General features: G+C 69.0%; 13 protein-coding genes. 7 read left to right on the forward strand and 6 right to left on the reverse strand.

All coding sequences use genetic code 11. From position 1 onward, the window contains the following. Nucleotides 1-1434 (reverse strand): MDR family MFS transporter (locus SZN_RS08025; protein ID WP_007493159.1); only part of this gene is annotated, 1434 nt, incomplete at its 3' end. A 172-nt stretch (nucleotides 1435-1606) separates the two neighbouring features. Between SZN_RS08025 and SZN_RS08030 the strand changes: the two genes are divergently transcribed. After that, nucleotides 1607-2368, forward strand: a complete 762-nt coding sequence (locus SZN_RS08030; RefSeq protein ID WP_007493161.1) for a phosphoglyceromutase — start codon at nucleotides 1607-1609, stop codon at nucleotides 2366-2368. Between the two features lie 78 nt (nucleotides 2369-2446). On the opposite strand, the gene SZN_RS08035 is transcribed toward SZN_RS08030, so the two are convergent. From SZN_RS08035 to SZN_RS08055, 5 genes are all read right to left on the reverse strand, one after another. Next, entirely contained in the window at nucleotides 2447-3682 is a 1236-nt protein-coding gene (locus SZN_RS08035) for a tyrosine-type recombinase/integrase (RefSeq protein ID WP_007493163.1), read from the reverse strand. A gap of 701 nt (nucleotides 3683-4383) precedes the next feature. After that, the gene (locus tag SZN_RS08040) at nucleotides 4384-4623 is read right to left on the reverse strand and encodes a helix-turn-helix transcriptional regulator (protein WP_007493165.1); all 240 of its coding nucleotides are present in this window, start codon (nucleotides 4621-4623) and stop codon (nucleotides 4384-4386) included. Between the two features lie 249 nt (nucleotides 4624-4872). Next, the gene (locus tag SZN_RS08045) at nucleotides 4873-6501 is read right to left on the reverse strand and encodes a hypothetical protein (protein ID WP_063741739.1); all 1629 of its coding nucleotides are present in this window, start codon (nucleotides 6499-6501) and stop codon (nucleotides 4873-4875) included. Continuing rightward, nucleotides 6498-7046: an HNH endonuclease gene (locus SZN_RS08050; RefSeq protein ID WP_007493169.1), complete on the reverse strand. Its 549-nt coding sequence runs from the start codon at nucleotides 7044-7046 to the stop codon at nucleotides 6498-6500. Before SZN_RS08050 ends, SZN_RS08045 begins: the two co-directional genes overlap by 4 nt. Continuing rightward, on the reverse strand, nucleotides 7043-7891 hold the full coding sequence (locus SZN_RS08055) for a sigma-70 family RNA polymerase sigma factor (RefSeq protein ID WP_139063538.1): 849 nt from the start codon (nucleotides 7889-7891) through the stop codon (nucleotides 7043-7045). The genes SZN_RS08050 and SZN_RS08055 overlap by 4 nt, the downstream gene beginning before the upstream one ends. 235 nt (nucleotides 7892-8126) lie before the next feature. Between SZN_RS08055 and SZN_RS08060 the strand changes: the two genes are divergently transcribed. From SZN_RS08060 to SZN_RS08080, 6 genes are all read left to right on the forward strand, one after another. After that, nucleotides 8127-8888: a GntR family transcriptional regulator gene (locus SZN_RS08060; RefSeq protein WP_007493173.1), complete on the forward strand. Its 762-nt coding sequence runs from the start codon at nucleotides 8127-8129 to the stop codon at nucleotides 8886-8888. After that, entirely contained in the window at nucleotides 8885-9448 is a 564-nt protein-coding gene (locus SZN_RS38360) for a P-loop nucleotide/nucleoside kinase family protein (protein ID WP_279627013.1), read from the forward strand. Before SZN_RS08060 ends, SZN_RS38360 begins: the two co-directional genes overlap by 4 nt. 1478 nt (nucleotides 9449-10926) lie before the next feature. Beyond that, the gene (locus tag SZN_RS38365) at nucleotides 10927-12315 is read left to right on the forward strand and encodes a restriction system modified-DNA reader domain-containing protein (protein WP_078508497.1); all 1389 of its coding nucleotides are present in this window, start codon (nucleotides 10927-10929) and stop codon (nucleotides 12313-12315) included. Between the two features lie 319 nt (nucleotides 12316-12634). Beyond that, complete coding sequence (locus SZN_RS08070; RefSeq protein WP_043729246.1) at nucleotides 12635-13180, forward strand: GIY-YIG nuclease family protein; 546 nt, start codon at nucleotides 12635-12637, stop codon at nucleotides 13178-13180. A 421-nt stretch (nucleotides 13181-13601) separates the two neighbouring features. Then, nucleotides 13602-14252, forward strand: a complete 651-nt coding sequence (locus SZN_RS08075) for a hypothetical protein (protein WP_007493181.1) — start codon at nucleotides 13602-13604, stop codon at nucleotides 14250-14252. Nucleotides 14253-14591: 339 nt separating this feature from the next. Next, nucleotides 14592-17282 (forward strand): SpoIIE family protein phosphatase, encoded by a 2691-nt coding sequence (locus tag SZN_RS08080; protein ID WP_007493183.1) that lies wholly within the window; start codon nucleotides 14592-14594, stop codon nucleotides 17280-17282. The last annotated feature ends 391 nt before the right edge of the window (nucleotides 17283-17673 follow it).

A 17673-nucleotide genomic window follows, 5' to 3' on the forward strand; every position in this document is an offset into this window, starting at 1 on the left:
GGTGCCCCCGGCAGACGCGGCCGGGAGGACGGCATGGCTCTCCGGCGACACGGCCGGGGCGCCGGAGGGGGTGTCCGGAAGGACGACGGCGGGGTCACCGGCGATGACGGTCCCCGGCAGGGCGCCGGCCGCGGCCTCCCGCGAAGCGCCCGCGCAGGCGCCGGCAGCGGCCTCGGCCGCGCTCCCGGCGGACACCTCGGCGGACACCTCGGAGGCGACCTCGGAGGCGACGGCGTCCGGCGGCAGCCCCCGCATCAGCACGCCGTACCCGATCGCCGCGGCCGTCCCGACCACCGCGCACAGCGCCCACAGCCACGCCGCGCCGTACCGGTCGATGACGACTCCCGACATCAGCGGCGCCACCAGGGCCGCCACCGACCACGACAGCGTGTACACGCCCTGGTAGCGGCCGCGCCCGTGGGCGGGGGACAGGCGTACGACCAGCCCGGTCTGGGTGGGCGCGTTCAGCATCTCGCCGAGCGTCCACACGCACACCGTCAGCGCGAAGACGCCGACCGACCCGGCGAACGCGGTGAGCCCGAAGCCGTAGCCGGCGAGCAGCGCGGACACGACGAGGACGCGGCCGGTGTCCCGGCGTTCGATGAACCGGGTGACCGGGATCTGCAGCGCGACGATCAGGAAGCCGTTGACGGCGATCGCGAGACCGTAGTCGGAGGCAGAGAACCCGGCCGCGCCCATCGCCACGGGCAGTCCGACCGCGCCCTGCTGGAAGACCAGGGCGACCAGGAAGGACAGCCCGACCACGGTCATGAAGCGCCGGTCGCGCAGTACGGTGCCGATCCCGGTCTCGTCCGCGGCCCGTTCCTTCTCGGTGCGCTCGGGCCGCGACTCGGGCAGCTTCACGAACACCACGACCGCGCACACCGCCGTCATCCCGGCCTCCACCAGGAACCCGGCGCGATAGCTGACCTCGGCGATGAAACCGGCCGCCATGGAGGAGACGGCGAAACCGAGGTTGATCGCCCAGTAGTTCAGGGAGAAGGCGCGCACCCGGTCCTCGGGCGGCACGATGTCGGCCATCATCGCCTGCACGGCCGGCCGGGAGGCGTTCGAGGCCGCGCCGACGGCGAAGGCGACGCCCGCGATGGCGGCGGGATGCTGCACGAACCCGAGCACCGCCACCGACACGGCGGTCGACGCCTGGGCCACGAGCAGGGTCGGACGCCGGCCGAGCCGGTCGGTCATGACCCCGGCCCCGATCGACGACACGACCCCGCCCAGTCCGTGGAGCGCGACGACCAGACCCACGTAGGAGGCGGAGTAGCCGCGGTCCAGGGTCAGATACAGGGCCATGAAGGTGGCCACGAACGCGCCGAGCCGGTTGACCAGCGTGCTCGTCCACAGCCACCAGAACTCGCGGGGCAGCCCGGAGACGGTTTCCCGGGTGGCGCGGCGCACGGCGGCGAGTGACATGGGGTCCCCCCGGAGACAGCCGGACACCGGCAGCGGATGTAAGCAGCCACGAAGGCATCAGCAACTTACGAACACGGTCCGCGGGAAGGCCACTCATTTAACAGATCACGTCAACTGTCCGGCTGATGGGCGGACCGTCTGGGGCCCGAAAGCGTGGATTACGCTCTGGGGCATGGCCGACGCACCGTACAAGCTGATCCTCCTCCGCCACGGCGAGAGCGAGTGGAACGCGAAGAACCTGTTCACCGGCTGGGTGGACGTCAACCTCAACGAGAAGGGCGAGAAGGAGGCGGTCCGCGGCGGCGAGCTGCTGAAGGACGCCGGCCTTCTCCCCGACGTGGTCCACACGTCCCTCCAGAAGCGCGCGATCCGCACGGCCCAGCTGGCGCTGGAGTCGGCCGACCGCCACTGGATCCCGGTCCACCGGTCGTGGCGCCTGAACGAGCGCCACTACGGCGCCCTCCAGGGCAAGGACAAGGCCCAGACGCTCGCCGAGTTCGGCGAGGAGCAGTTCATGCTGTGGCGCCGTTCCTACGACACCCCGCCGCCGCCGCTGGACCGCGACGCGGAGTACTCCCAGTTCGACGACGCGCGCTACGCCACGCTCCCCCCGGAGCTGCGCCCGCGGACGGAGTGCCTGAAGGACGTCGTCGTCCGGATGCTCCCGTACTGGTTCGACGCGATCGTCCCCGACCTGCTGACCGGCCGCACGGTCCTGGTCGCCGCCCACGGCAACAGCCTGCGCGCCCTGGTCAAGCACCTGGACGGCATCTCGGACGCCGACATCGCCGGCCTGAACATCCCCACGGGCATCCCCCTCCACTACGACCTGGACGCCGACTTCACCCCCCTCACCCCCGGCGGCACCTACCTCGACCCGACGGCGGCAGCGGCGGCGATCGAGGCGGTCAGGAACCAGGGCAAGAAGAAGTAGGGTTTGTGATCATGCCCCTGAGCTGCGCACACGGCGCGGCTCAGGGGCATTTTCATGCTCTGGAACCTCCCTGGAACCTCAGCCCGTGGGATCTTGCGGCCGGAGAACCTGCCCAATAGCCTTCCGGGCCCGCTCCCGGCTGCTCGGCATGAGGTGCGCGTACACCTTGAGAGTCAGGCCAGGGTCGGAGTGTCCGAGGTACTCAGCGAGGGCCTTGATGCTCTCCCCGGCGTCCAGGAGCACGGACGCGTAGAAGTGCCTGAGCGCGTGCATGCCATGCTCGCGAGCGGCGGCGTGCTCCCGGCTCTTGGCCTTCGGGATGACGCCCGCCTTCGCGAGAGCGGGCTTCCAGTGGTCCTCGTTCAGGGACGTGCGCCAGACGTGCCCGCCGTTGGGGCCCGTGAAGATGAGCCGCTTCGTCACGGGCTGGCCGTTGGCCCGCATCCACGGCAGGGTGATCTCTACCGGCGGGAACCGCTTGATGTGCTCCCTGAGCGCTTCGGCCACGGGATCGGGCAGCGGTACGTCACGGAGCTTGCCGCCCTTGGGCGGGGCGAACACGGCCTTGCTCAGGCTCAGCTTGAGTTGCTGCACCACGTGCAGGGTGCCGCTGTCGAAGTCGATGGAGTCGACCGCAAGTCCGAGAATCTCGCCTTGCCGTAGACCGCAACCGGCGCCCAGGTCGACCATGGTCCGGAACCGTTCGACCATCGCGCCGCGCACGCCGAACACGCGCTCCGGCTCCCACGGAACGACCCGACGCGCGCCAACGGCCGGCGGGGACACCGTGCGCGAGTTACAAGGGTTCTGGCGCAAGCATCCGTCCTCGACAGCTGCGGAGAGCACGGCACGGACGTTGGAGAAGATCACACGGGCGTACGCGCCGGACATGCCGGTCGCTTCGAGCTGCGTCACGAACTCGCGGATGTGACTCGGCTGGAACGACCCGAGCCGACGCGACCCGATGCGAGGGAAGGCGTGGAGCTTGAGCTGAGACTCCATCGACGCCCGGGTGTTCGGGTCGCCGCTCTGGTTCGCGAGCCACTTCTCTGCGAACTCCTGAAACGTCGTGCGGGACGCGTCCGGGTCGATGAAGTCGCCGCGAGCCAAGTCCGCCTGCATGGTGCTCAGCCACTGTTCGGCGAGACGCTTCTGTCCGTCGGGGAAGGACTTGTTCTTCCGCTGGCCGTCGGGCGTGTGGTAGCGCGCCTGGTAGCGCATGCCCACGCCGTGACGGTCGGTCTTGACGCGGACGCTCTTGCCGTCGGCGTCGGTGGTGGTCTTGATCCATCGGTCGAAGATGTGGCCAGCCATGGGGGCTGTGTCCCTCCTCGGTAGCAGGGCGGGGCGGGGTCCGGTGGGGGCCGTCCGGCCGGTTTTGGGGTGTGGGGTGCCGGGCCCGCTACTCGCTACGGGCCTGATCACTGGGGGTTTGGGGTGCTAGCGGGGTTGCTACCGGTAGCGGGTCGGGCTGCTACCGGTAGCAGCGTTCGGGCGGGGTTCAGGGAGGCTGTGACACGGGGTCTCGGGTGGCTTCCTGAGGGGGTTTTCGGGGGTGGTGAGGTGGTGCCTCCCTGCCTCCCTGAGGGGGTGTCCGTGCTGGTCAGGCAGAGGGAGGCGGGTAAGGGAGGCGGTCAGGGAGTTCTCCCTGCCTCCCTGTGTCGGCGGGCGGTTCCTCCCTGCCGTTCACGGTGTCCGCCGGGCCCGGCGGGGAGGCTGAGGCAGGGGTCCCGGGGTGGCTTCCAGGAGCTGTTTTCGGGGCTTGCGAGTGGTGTCTCCCCGCCTCCCCAAAGTGCTGTTTGCGCTGATCAGCGCGGGGGAGACGGGGCGGGGAGCCGGTGGGGGAGTTCTCCCCGCCTCCCCCGTCCGGCGGGCGGTGCCTCCCCGCCGGGCGGGGCCGGTTTCGGGGTCGTCGGCGGGCGGGTCGCTTGCTGCTTCGCTGCTGATCAGTGCGGGTTGTGGTCGCTAGCGGGGTTGCTTGCGCAAGCGGCGGGGGTCGCTTGCGCAAGCAGGGCTCACGCGGCGTCTTCGAGGGCGGTCCGCTCCGCTTCCCATGCCTGTACGGCGGCGGGGTTGAAGCGGAGGTAGCGGCCGACGCGGAAGCCGGTCGGGCCGATGCGCTTGCGGCGCCACTGGTAGACGGTTTCGACGCTCGGGAGGCTGAACATGGTGACCAGGTCTTCGGGGGTGAGATAGCGGTCGGGGAGGCCGCCGCGCAGGGTGGCGCGGGGGTCGGTCGGCTCAGGGCTGGCCATGGCGATGGTGACTCCTCGTGTCCGGGGTGCGATGCGTGGGAGTGGTGCCGGTCGCTGTCCTAGAGAGTTGGTGTGTCGCAGCGTCCGCAGCGACCCAGCGTCCACACGGCCGCATCGCGGCAGTTCAGAGGGGGTGGGGGTGCGGACGCTAGTGCGGACGCTGCGGACGCTGGACGGCTGTAGCGTCCGCAGGTTCGACGTGTCCGGGCCTCTGTTGTGAGGCCCGGCCCGGCGGTGTCTCCGGCTCCGTCAGTACTGGTCAGGCGGGGTTTCAAGGTGCCCCGGCGGGGCCACCTCCGGCCACGGAGGGCGCTGTTCGGGTGCGGACGCTGTGTCGTCCTCGGGTGCCGCACGGGCCAGGGTGAGGAGCTTGTTCCGGTGCCGGTCGCGGCTACGTTGCGTGTCGTCCACGGTGATGCCGGTGGACCGGAGCAGCGGGGCGAGCCGTTTGACCCTGCCGCTCGCGCGGGTGGCGTCCTTGGGCCAGTTCGGCGGCCGGATGCCGCCGGGCAGGGGCAGGGCTTCCAGCAGCTGTGCGGCGGTGCCCTGCCAGATTCCCGCCTCGTCGACCAGGCGGCCGATGGCGACGGCGAACGGGTCGCCCTCCAACGCGTCGGTGGCCACGTTCTCCGAGGTCGCCAGGTAGTCGCCCAGGGTGTTCCAGCCCTGTGTCTGGTCAACCGCAGCGAGCACGCGGGCGAAGTCGGCCATGCGGGGCATGGACTCCAGCCGCACGGACGGCAGTACCGCGAGCACGCACGCCAGCACGTCGAACAGGGCCCCGAGGGCGGCTGGGCGGACGGCCGCGAACGTGGCGTCCAGCTCTTCCTCCGAGCGGCGCCGTTCGGCGTCGATGAGCTGCAAGTCGAGCATGAGGAGCCGTTCGGCGAGGTCCCCCGCGAGCGCCCCGGCGTCAATGGTGGTCATGGCGAGCACTCGCCGGAAGGTGAGGACCACCACGTCGTCATCGGTGTACAGGGCGCGGCTGACGACTCCGTCACCGGTGACCGCCTTGCACAGGGTGTCCGACAGCCACGGCTGGATGGTGCTGACGTTGTCCAGGCACAGCGCCCATGAGGAGAACGCCTGTGTGTTCCATTCCTGGGGGTCGCGGGGCTGGCTGCGCTTGGCGGCCGGGGACGGGTCGATGAGGTTGATGAACATCTGCGCCGCTTTGGACTTACCCGTGCCCTGCTCGCCCTTGCAGGTGAGGATCGGGTGCGGGATATCGGGAATCCAGGCAGCGACCAGCCACGCAACGAGCTGACGGAACGCCGACACATCCATGTTCAGCAGGGAGTGGAGCTTGGCCAGCCCGTCTCCGTCCAGCACCGGGGAGGGCATGGGTGCCATGGCTCCGGAGCGGCGGAAGAGCACCGGGGAGCGGTCAACGACGTTCCAGCCGGTGGGGGTGACTTCGACCGCGCGGCCGTCGGCGGTGCCGAGGTCGACCACGATGGCGCCGGCGGGGGCGCGCCCCACCCGCAGGTGCACGGCCACGGGGTCGGTGTCTTCGGCAATGCCTTCCATGACGGTCATGGCGTCGGCGAGCGCGGACTGTGAGGCGACCTCTCCGGGGTAGGTGTCCGCGAACCGGCGGGCGAGACGCTGGCGCAGTCCGGCCCGGCCGCGTAGGGGGAGTGCGAGGTTCGGGCCGTCGATGGCGACCGCGTAGGGGCGGCCGTCGGCGGACATGACGAACGTGTATTCCTCGCGTGCCATGGCCACGATCCGCGCGGCGATGGGCGGCGGCTTGCTGCTCTCGTCCGTGGTGTGGGCCGGTCGGCGGGCGGCCGGTTTGGCCGGGTCGACCACTGCCCGACTCTTGCCGGGGTGGGGGTGGCCGTTGACGGGTCGTTCGGATCGGGTGCTCGTCACGCGAACACCGCCTCTCCGGTCGGGCCCGCGCACACCCGCACGGGGTGGGGCGCGCGCAGGCAGTCGGGGCGGATCGACGGCCGGCGGTCGATCGTGCGGCAGGTCGGTCGGGCCCCGCGCACGGCGTTGTGACGCGGGGTGTGACGCGGCTCGTCACGCAGGTCAGGGGTAGACCGAGGGCCGATCGAGTCGGGCGACCACACCGCCTCGTAGGCCGACTTGTTGGCGTGGGCGAGTCGGGCCAACAGGCGCCAGTCGATCAGGCCGACGGTCGGCCGACTCGGGTCGACCGACCGCAGCAGCACGAGCGCGAGCGACAGCGGGAAGCGGTCGGCCTTGGCGTTGTTGCACGACTCGCACGCCAGAACGAGGGCGGTGACCGTCCAGGTGCGCCACAGCGAGTAGGGCGCGACGTGATCGAGGGTGGCCTCCCGCAGGTTGGCGAACGGGCGGCGGCAGTAGGCGCAGCGCTGCTCGTGGCGGCGCGCGAGCTGTTCCTTACGCACGCGGCGCCGCCCCGAGTTCAGCTTGTGCTTGTGGCTCATGCCGCCTGTCCCAGGGCGCCCACGGAGTTGGGGATGGTCCACGTGATCGGAGTGCCGGTCAGCCGGGCCCGCAGTTCGGTCACGGCCGCACGGTGAAGCTTCCCGACCTGGATCACGGACAGGCCCATGACGCGTGCGATCGCCTCGCGCGGCAGGTCGTCGAAGATGGTGAGCGCGATCACCTGGCGCTGCCGCTCCGGCATGGTGGCCAGTACGCGGTTCAGGTCGACCGTGAGCCGCACCGACTCTTCCGGCCGTGAGCGGTCGTCGCGCGCCGCCACGTCGGTGGTGAGGTCGTCGTAGCCCTCCGGCGTCGTCTCGCGCCAGCTCCGGGAGCCCTGCCGGTACAGGCCCAGCGTCCAACGCGCCTGCTGCGCCACGAACCCGTACAGCTTGTCTTCGGGCTTGGACGGGTCAATCTTGTGCAGCGTCTTGCCGAGTTCGATGAATGTGTCCTGCGCCAGGTCCTGCGCCAGCTCACGGTCATGCACCCGGTTCCACAGGAACTTGACGGTCCAGTCGTAGTAGCGGGCGTACAGCCGCCCCCACAGCTCCGAGTCGATCGGCGGGATGCTCCGGTCCGGCAGACCCAGCTCCGTGGCGGACTTGCCGAACACGGCGATCAGGACGTCCGCGTACCGGGCACGGGGGACGCTCTCCCCGCGCTCCCACTTGGCGATGTGCACGACCAGCGGCCGGTCAGCGCACGGCAGCTTGGCCTCCTGCGTCTTGGCCTCCACCCGCATCCGGTGGATCAGCTCCGACACCTCCCACCCACGCTCCATGCGAGCGGTGTACAGGGCGGTGTGCTGCTGAGTGGACTGTTCCGCGATGGTTCCAGGCATGATGGACACACCCCTTCGAGGGTCGGGGAGCGGCTGACTACTTGGCGGTGGGAGGCCGCTCCCTGTTCGACGCCCTGGCCTTTAACCAGGGCTTTTCGCGTTTCAGTGCGCGCCAGAAAGTGGTCTCCGATCGACCGATCCGACCGGCGGGCACATCCCTAAGGTTCCATAGGGAACCTAGGGCGTCAAGGGGTACAGTAGGGATGTCGTCCACTGAGGTAAGGGAGCACGGGAGATGTCGGATCAGGCCGACAATCGCGCGCCGTACGCGCAGATCGCCGCCCACTACACGGAGCTGATCACATCCGGCGAATTGGAGCCGGGGTCGCTTCTGCCGAGCATCAAGAACCTCGCGCAGGACTGGAAAGTCAGCACCGGGACCGCCGAAAAGGCATTGCGGAAGCTTCGTACTGATGGGCTCGTCAGGGGGATTCACGGGATCGGGACAGAGGTGTTGGACCGTCCCTCTCCGATGTCTTCGGGATCACAACGGCAGGACCGAGGTCGCCGCAGCGGGTCGAGCTGGGGTTCCGGCGAACGGTCCGACTCCCACCAGGCCGCTGTGGTGTCGGCACCCGCAGACGTAGCGCGGGTACTGGACATCGAGCCCGGTTCGGACGTGATCAGGCGATGCCGTGTGTATCGCGACCGGCACGGAATCGTCGCGCACTCCACATCGTGGATCCCCGCCCGATACGGAAGGCTGATCCCGGAGTTGGTGAAGAGCGAGCGTCTGACCGGCGGCGGGACGTCGCTACAACTCATCACTCAGGCCACCGGCCGCCCGATCACTCACAGGATCGACACCGCGTCGGCGCGCCTGCTGACGCCTGAGGATGCGCGGCTCTTGGAACTGGACCCTGCGAAGCCGCCGGCCGAACCGGTGGTCGTGATGACGGCAAAGTTCGTCGACAGCGAGAGCAACATCGTGGAGTACGGCGTTGACCTCGGGGGCCCCGGCCGCACTTGGCGCACGGAATCGGAAGTCGCTCCGTGACGGCCGCTGACAACACGTCCGGGCCGTTCTGTGTCCTGATGGCAGGACTCCCCGGTTCAGGCAAGACGACACTTGCCCGTGCGCTCACGGCTCGCGGTTTCGTGCGGCTTTGCCCAGACGAAGAGATGTTCCGCCGACACGGCGTGTACGGAGTCGACTTTCCCCGAGGCATCTTTCCGACCCTCGAACGCCCTGTCCTCGAAGAGATCTCCGAGGAACTCCGCGAGCAACTTCGGGCCGGGCATGACGTGGTGGTCGATCACGGTTTCTGGACGCCCAACGACCGTGCTCGATGGCGTTCGATCGCGACCGACGCGGGGGCAAGCACAGTGCTCGTCTACCTGGAGGCGAGTCACGAAGAACTGTGGGCCCGCGTGAGCGCTCGCAATGCGCAGCATGCGGCCGATCCGAACTCGATCTACTTCGCCGAAAGCGACCTGACCCGCTACCGAACACGGTTCGTACCTCCGGAGCCGAACGAGCCACACATCGTCTACAGCGGCGACCCCGATTCGGTACTGAAGGCGCTGGAAGAAGCCGCCCCTCAGGGCAAGAGATAGAAGGTGCGCCCTGCGGTCGCGCGACCTTTGGCAGCGAGCTGCGCTCGCGCGCGACGGCCGCCGTGTCGGGCCAGGCGCGCCGCGCTGTGCGGTCTGCCGCGAACAGGTTCACAGCAAGAGGAGCACCCCCGGCCGTGGTGCTCCTCTTGCTGTGTGCCACGGACCAAGAGACCACCCTGCCGCGCGGGGGTGGTCTCTTCGCTGTTCCGGGGGCTAGCGTCCGCAACCGATCTCCCCCTAAGAGCCGCTTTGACCTGCGGAAAGACGCTCTTAGTGGCGGAGCGTGTCCGGACGCTGCGGACGCTAGCGGACGCTAAACAGATTGTTTAGCGTCCACACGAACGGTGCAGGTCAGAGAGGGTGAGCGATGTCCGGCGGACGCTGCGGACGCTGTTCTCTCTAAACTCTCTAGTAAGAGGGGAAGAGCGCTCTTCAGTCGGGGGCGGATCGCGGCGTTCACGGCCCTCTCTCCCTCCTGAAGAGCGTTGGGGACCGGCGGGGAGCGGGAGAGGCCCGGCGGCCCCTGCCCACGTCTGCCGTCTGTCCCTTGGAAGGCCCCCAGGACGGCTTTTACCGGCGGGGCGGTCGGTCAGTCCCCCGAAGGTAAAAGCCGTTCTCAGGCGCCTTCCAAGGGGCAGGCGCCCATGGGGCTCAACACCAGGTGACGGCTGGCGTGCGAGCGGAGCGAGCCCGAAGACGTGCGGCCGTAGGCCGCTCCTTCTCGCTCTTCCCCACGACGGTCCGGCGGCCGGGCACGGCCCGCTAGCGATCCGGCGGCCCCTGTCCAGAGGCGTCCAGCGGGCCGATTCCGAAGTCTGCCCAGGTGGGCCGCTAACCGCTAACATGCTGGTCACCAGCGGTTTTGGCCGCTAGCGGGGTCGCTAACGCTAGCGACCCCTGCCGCTAGCGCTAGCGGCTCTCCGGGGCCCCATGCCGGGACCTCTGTGGAACCTCCGACGACGACAGACAACGACCAATAACGACAGCCAACAACCGCTCAGCCGCAGGTCAGTTGGTGAGTGCACCCCTCTGACCAGGGCCGAAAACCGGGCCCGCCAGACCCAGGGCAAGAAGAAGTAAGCAGGACCGAAGAAGCCCCCCACCTGCGGGTTTTCCGCTTGCTGGGGGGCTTCTTGGTGCGCTGGGCCGTGTGTGGGCCGTCAGGTGATCAGAAGGTGTCGACCATCCTGACTACGCCGCCAAGCGCGAAGCCGGCACAGCGTTCCCACGACCTAGCACGGACACACATCGGACACTTGGGCCGCAGACCCGAACAGCACTTCCGTGGGAGATGCCGGGAGGCGGACCACCGCGAGGGTGCGCCCCCTTCACACTGGACCTGACAGCACAATGCGGCCGGAGTCTTCATCGTCTATCGGCGCCCTCCCAATGACGCCAACTCCAAGCGTATTAGCCACACATGCATGAAGATGGATCACCCACAGCGTGTATCGAGTGCTTAGGGTGAGGTGGGGCAGATGGGGCGGGAGTCATATCTCCTGGAAGGGCGTCGGGTAACAGTCGGCGACCTGCTGGAGGCGCACTACCTCGATGTAGGGGCCAAGCTGACGTTCGAACGACCCCGCAGAGGCGAGAAGCACCAGGCGGAGGTCGCGGCGGGTGGGAAGTTGCAGCTACCCGACGGCCAACTCTTTCGGTCTCCGTCGCGAGCTGCCATTGCAGCCGTCGGAGGAGGATCATTCGACGGCTGGCACGCGTGGGTGCTCGATGACGGCAAGACTCTGGATGACCTACGTCAGCGGCTACTCGACGAAGCCGCCGAGGAAGTCTCGAAAACACCAGACGAAGTGGAGGCCGGGAGCGAACTGTTCACCCCCGCCGAGCGGCACGAGCGGCTCAAACGCGCTCGCCAGTTGGCTGACGCGGGAAAACCGCTCACCCTTACTGTGCGCGAGATCGTCGGCTGGTGGGGCGCTATGCGACGCGGATACCTGATCACCAAGCAGATCGATGCGGAGCTAGCCAACCACAGCCTCACTACCCTTCCAGACTTCGAGAAAGTGCACTTCGACTCGACGGTTCAACTGGTCACTACTGCACAAGAGGAAGAGGACGGTACGGATGAGGTTGTACCGACAAGCGTCCTGGTCGCCGACACACCACCTCGCGACCTTGATGATGAAGACGAACCGGAGACAGGATTGACAGTTGGAAACCTTCCATCCGCGCTCTCCGAAGTCACCAGCGTCCCACCAGATGCAACATACGAGCAGGCAATTACACTGATGGTCATAAATGACTATTCACAACTGCCTGTCATTAACGGCAGGAACGTTCGAGGTGCTGTCACATGGAAATCGATCGCTCGCGCCCGCCACGCCAAGCCTGACGCGACATTCTCCGATGCGATCATTACTGCGAGCGAAGTCTCCTACGACCATGACCTGATCGACATTTTGCCAGCTCTTGCAGATTCTGAGTTCGTTCTCGTCAGGGATCAAACGCAGAGAATCGCCGGGATCGTCACAGCCAGCGATGTAGCAGCCGCCTACGGTTCGCTTGCGAGCCCATTTTTCCTGGTTGGCGAGCTCGACCAACGCCTTCGCCGAGTCGTCATGCGCACATTCGAACTGTCCGACGTCCAACATACTTGCGACCCTCAAGGACAACGAGGTATCACTTCATTCGACGACCTTTCGATCGGCGACTACCAGCGAGTCCTGGAAACTCCTGAGTTGTGGAATCAGCTCGGCTGGCCGCTCGATCGCAAGGTATTCGGGAAACGCTTGGGTGAAATTCGAATTATCAGGAACGACCTGATGCACTTCAACCCAGACCCCATCCCAGATGACGCCATTCAGAAGATTCGCAACATGATTGCCCTATTGCGCGAATACGGATCCTGACCGGGGAAGCCCTCCACCCGCGTACACCGCGAGGTGGAGGGCTCTTTTCCTCGCTGGAGCCTCAGAAGCGTGATCGGGCCTTTTCAAAGGCGGCGACCACAGCCTTACATTAGTAGCTGCGCACTCAAGACCCCGACAGCAAGGTGCTCAGCATCCACGTCTGGCATCAACGAAGCCGGGCGCGGGCGCACATGGGCACCTCGCCCGATCGTGGTGACAGCGGAACCACACAGTCGCGTCGTACCCGCAGCTAGCTGTGAAAACGGCTGCCCTCGACCAGTAGCCTGCGGTGGTCAGCCGTTGCGCGACTGGAGGCTTCGTGGAAACCACTTCACTCATCGATCCCGACCGGTTGTGGTCGGCGCATGAAGTCTTGCTGCGGCCGAGTCCTGTGCCAGCGGCGCCAGGAGTCTATGGGTGGCACTTCGAGCAGACACCCCATAAGGACATGCCAGCCGAGCGCCTCCTCTACGTCGGGATAGCCCCGCGGTACATGGCGAACCGGACCAGTACCCAGAACCTGCGCAAGCGCGTGCTCTATCACTACCGGGGCAATGCGGCCGGCTCGACGCTGCGGCTCACTCTGGGGTGTCTGCTCGGACTTGAACTACGCCGCGTGGGCAGCGGTAGGCGGATGACCTTTGGCAAGGCAGGCGAAGCCACCCTGAGCCAGTGGATGGCTGACAACGCGCGAGTGTGCTGGATGGAGCAGGACAGACCGTGGGAGCTGGAGTCACAACTCATCTCCCGACTCGACCTCCCACTGAACCTCGACCAAAACCGCCACAACGCGTATCACAGCCGTCTGAAGGAGCTGCGGGCCCAAGCACGCCAGCGAGCTCGCGACTTGCCCATCAGTACCTAGACCGACGGTTGTCTGTCTGGGCCGTCTCTGGGCCGTCCGAGGTTGCTCAACGGCACCCGATCACGACCAATGCCGACCACTCACCCGGAGTCGATCAGCGTCCCCAACTGCAAAAACCCTGGTCGGCGTGATATCCCGCAAGACCCAGGCAAGAAGAAGTAGAACTCCCGATCACGCCCCTGACCCGCGCACGCCGCGCACGTCAGGGGCGTTTTCACGGCCCGACGCGGCCCGACGCGGCCCAGCCCAGCCCAGCCCGGCCCGACGCGGCCCAGCCCGGCCCGACGTCGGCCGGCCTGCCCGCCGCGTCGGGCCGCCGGCCCCGGTTGTGGCCGGTTGCCCTGATGTCCGTCAGGACCGGTGGCGGGCGCGGCGCGGCATCCTCGCGAATCAAGAATTCGACTGGGGAGGAGCAAGGACTGTGAGAAGGATCGTCGCCACTGCGGTCAGTCTGTTCAGTATCGCCATCAGTACGGTGCTGGCCGCGCCGTACGCGGCCGCCGCCGGGCCCGCCGTCAAGGCCGCGGACCTCGGCGTCACGGGCATCGGCCGCGGCACGTCGGTGCGCACCACGACCGACATGAAGCCGATTCCGGGGACCGACGCCCCCAACACCGGGCTCGCACGGCCCGGCGACAACGTCGCCGCGATCTGTTTCCTGAGGGACAACAACAACGTGGTGTGGGTACTCAGCCTCAACCGGAACGGGCGGGCCGGGCAGCAGTACCCCAACACCGCGGGATTCATCCGCGGGGACCAACTCACCCTCCCGGACGGGACGGTGATGGTCTCCTGTGACTACGTGTCGCAGTACCAGGCCCATCCCGCGGCCGGCATCGTGCAGGCCGACATGAAGCCGATTCCGGGGACCGACGCCCCGAACACCGGGCTCGCACGGGCGGGCGACACGCTGCGCGTCTACTGCACCCTCAACGACAGCAACAACCGGCCCTGGCAACTGATGATCAACACCAACGGGCGGGCCGGCGCGCAGTACGCGAACACGGCCGGCTTCCTGCCGCTCGACGCCACGGCGGAACGGCCCCCCGCCCAGGACTGCGGCGCCACCTGATCCTCACGGCGCACCCCCGGGAGTCCGGCATCACCCTGCCCTGGGCGGGTGATGCCGTCCACGGCGCGGCCGGACCGGGCCGGGGGCCGGGAAGGGGAACAGCCCGCCCCCGGCCGCGCTGGACGCCGCTGTTCGCCGCGGCTGGACGCTGCTGTTCGCCGCCGCTGAAGACGGCGAACAGCAGCACACCGCGCAAACCCACCGCGCAATCCCCCTGACCGGCGCAGACCCGTCCCACGGCCGGTCCAGTGCGTGGACAGGCCGTAGCCAGCGGAAAGTGCCGATGGTAGAAATATCGACATGTCGGACAGACTCGACCGGTTCGGGCGATTCAGACGGATGTCGTGGCGCTCGCTGGTCGGCAGGAGTCCCCGCAGTGTCGCCGGTCAGGTGTTCGTGCTCCAGGTGGCTCTCGTCCTGCTGCTCGTGGTCAGTGCCGTCGTCGCCCTGATCCTCCAGTCGAGCCGGGACAACCAGGCCGAGGCCAAGCGCCGCTCGATCGCCGTGGCCCAGACGTTCGCCCACGCGCCCGGCGTCCGGGAGGCGCTGAAGTCCCCCGCACCCTCGAAGGTGCTCCAGCCGCTCACCGAGGCGGGCCGCAGGGCCGCCGGCGTCGACTTCATCGTCGTCATGGACACCAACGGCATCCGCTACACCCACCCCCTGCCGGACCGTATCGGCAAGCGCTTCGTCGGCACGATCGAGCCCTCGCTGGCGGGCAGGGTCTTCACCGAGAGCGTCCAGGGGCCGCTGGGCCGCGAGGTGCAGGCCACCGTCCCCATCGCCGGCCCCGACGGCAAGGTCACCGCCCTGGTCTCCGCCGGGCTGAAGGTCAACAGCGTCACCAGCCAGGTGAACCGGCAGCTGCCGATCATCCTGGGCGCCGGAGCCGGCGCGCTCGCGGTGTCGACCGCCGGCACGGCCCTCGTGAGCAGGAGGCTGCGGCGCCAGACCCACAGCCTGGCCGCGGACGAGATGAACCGCATGTACGAGCACCACGACGCGGTGCTGCACTCCGTGCGCGAGGGCGTGCTCATCGTCGACGACGGCCGCCTGCTGCTCGTCAACGACGAGGCCCGGCGGCTGCTGGAACTGTCCCCCGACGCCGAGGGCCGGCACGTCGGTGAACTGTCCGGCCTCGACCCCGAGACCGTGGACCTGCTCGTCTCCGGGCGGGAGACCAACGACGAGGTGCACTTCGCGGGGGACCGGCTGCTGGCGGTCAACCAGCGCCGCACCGACCAGGTCTCCGGCCCCCGCGGCACGGTGGTCACCCTCCGCGACACCACCGAACTCCAGGCCGTGTCCGGCCGGGCGGAGGTCGCCCGCGAACGGCTCAAGCTGCTGTACGACGCCGGGCTGGGCGTCGGCACCACCCTCGACGTGATCCGCACCGCCGAGGAGCTGGCCCGGATCTCCGTCCCCCGCTTCGCCGACTTCGTCACCGTGGACCTCGCGGACGGCGTCCTGGAGGGCGAGGAGCCGGCCCGCACGGCGACCGACATGCGGCGCGTCGCCGCCCACGGCACCCGGGACGACCACCCCCTCTACGAGGTCGACCGGCTGATCGACTTCCTGCCCTCCACGCCCCAGGCACGCGGCTACGGCAGCGGCCGTTCCGAGCTGGTCACCGACCTGTCGGCGGCGACCGGCTGGCAGGCGCAGGACCCGGAGCGCACCCGCGAGATCATCGACTACGGCATCCACTCCCTGATCGCCGCCCCGATCCGGGCCCGCGGCGCGGTGCTGGGCATGGTCAACTTCTGGCGGACCAAGCAGCACGACCCCTTCGACGGGGAGGAGCTGTCGCTGGCCGAGGAACTGGTGGCGAGGGCCGCGGTCAGCATCGACAACGCCCGCCGCTTCACCCGCGAGCACGCCATGGCGGTCACCCTCCAGCGCAGCCTGCTGCCCCGGGCGCTGCCCGAGCAGAGCGCGCTCGACGTCGGCTCCCGCTACATCCCCGCCCAGTCCGGCGTCAGCGGGGACTGGTTCGACGTACTCCCGCTGCCCGGCAGCCGGGTCGCGCTGGTCGTCGGCGACGTGGTCGGGCACGGACTGCACGCCGCCGCCACGATGGGCCGGCTGCGCACCGCGGTGCAGACCTTCGCCTCGCTCGACCTGCCGCCCGACGAACTGCTCAGCCACCTGGACGATCTCGTCGGCCGCATCGACCAGGACGAGTCCCCCGCGGACGGCGACGCGCCGATCGTCGGCGCCACCTGCCTCTACGCGATCTACGACCCCGTCACGCGCCGCTGCACCATGGCCCGCGCGGGCCATCCGGCACCCGCCCTGGTCCGCCCGGACGGCGAGGTCCACTACCCCGACCTGCCCGGCGGGCCGCCGCTCGGCCTGGGCGGCATGCCGTTCCGCACGGCCGAGTTCGACCTCGCCGACGGCACCCAGCTCGTCCTGTACACCGACGGCCTGATCGAGGACCGCAGCCGTGACCTGGACGTGGGGCAGGAACTGCTGCGCCGCGCCCTGTCCGGCCGCCCCGACCGCTCGCCGGAGGACAGCTGCCGCGCGGTGGTGGAGACGCTGCTGCCCGCCGGCCCCAAGGACGACGTGGCCCTGCTCATCGCCCGTACCCGGGCCCTGCCGCCCGGCCAGGTCGCCTCCTGGGACGTGCCGTGCGATCCCTCGGCGGTGGCGGGGATGCGCGAGGCGGTCTCGGCCAGGCTCGGCGACTGGGGCCTGGCCGAGCTCGGCTTCGCCATGGAACTCGTCCTGAGCGAGCTCGTCACCAACGCCATCCGCTACGGCTGCGAGCCGATCCGGGTCCGGCTGATCCTCGACCGCACGCTGATCTGCGAGGTCTCCGACGGCAGCAGCACCTCGCCGCATCTGCGGTACGCCGCGACGACCGACGAGGGCGGGCGCGGACTGTTCCTGGTCGCGCAGATGACGGAGCGCTGGGGCACCCGGTACACCTCCCAGGGCAAGGTCATCTGGGCCGAGCAGGCCCTCCCGGAGCCCGCGGCCCCCTTCCCCGCCCCCGCGGCCCCGCCCGACGAGAGGCACTGACGGACCCCGTACGGCGAAGGGCCCCGGCGGCAGCCGCCGGAGCCCCTCGTCGTCGTACGGCGTCCTACGCCGCGGTGCCACCCGTCTCCCGTGCCCTCAGCCGCACTGGCAGGGGCCTCCGGACTGGCACCCGCACCCGCAGCCCGAGCCGCAGCCGCACGCGCCGAAGAGCGGGAGGCTCCGGATGTCGGCGGGCTGCTCGGTCGGGCGTTCCCGGGTGGGGTCGGGCGTCGTGCCGGGGGTGCTGGGGGATTCGGCCATGGTCCCTCCTCAGGGCTCGTGCCTGTGCCCATTCCATGCCCGTCCCGCCGGGCGCATCAACGGCGCACCGGGGTTTTTTCCGCGCCCCCTGCGGAACCCGCCGTTCCGCTCCCGGGCCCGGTACCGCCCG

This window comes from Streptomyces zinciresistens K42 (genome assembly GCF_000225525.1).
Lineage (GTDB): Bacteria > Actinomycetota > Actinomycetes > Streptomycetales > Streptomycetaceae > Streptomyces > Streptomyces zinciresistens.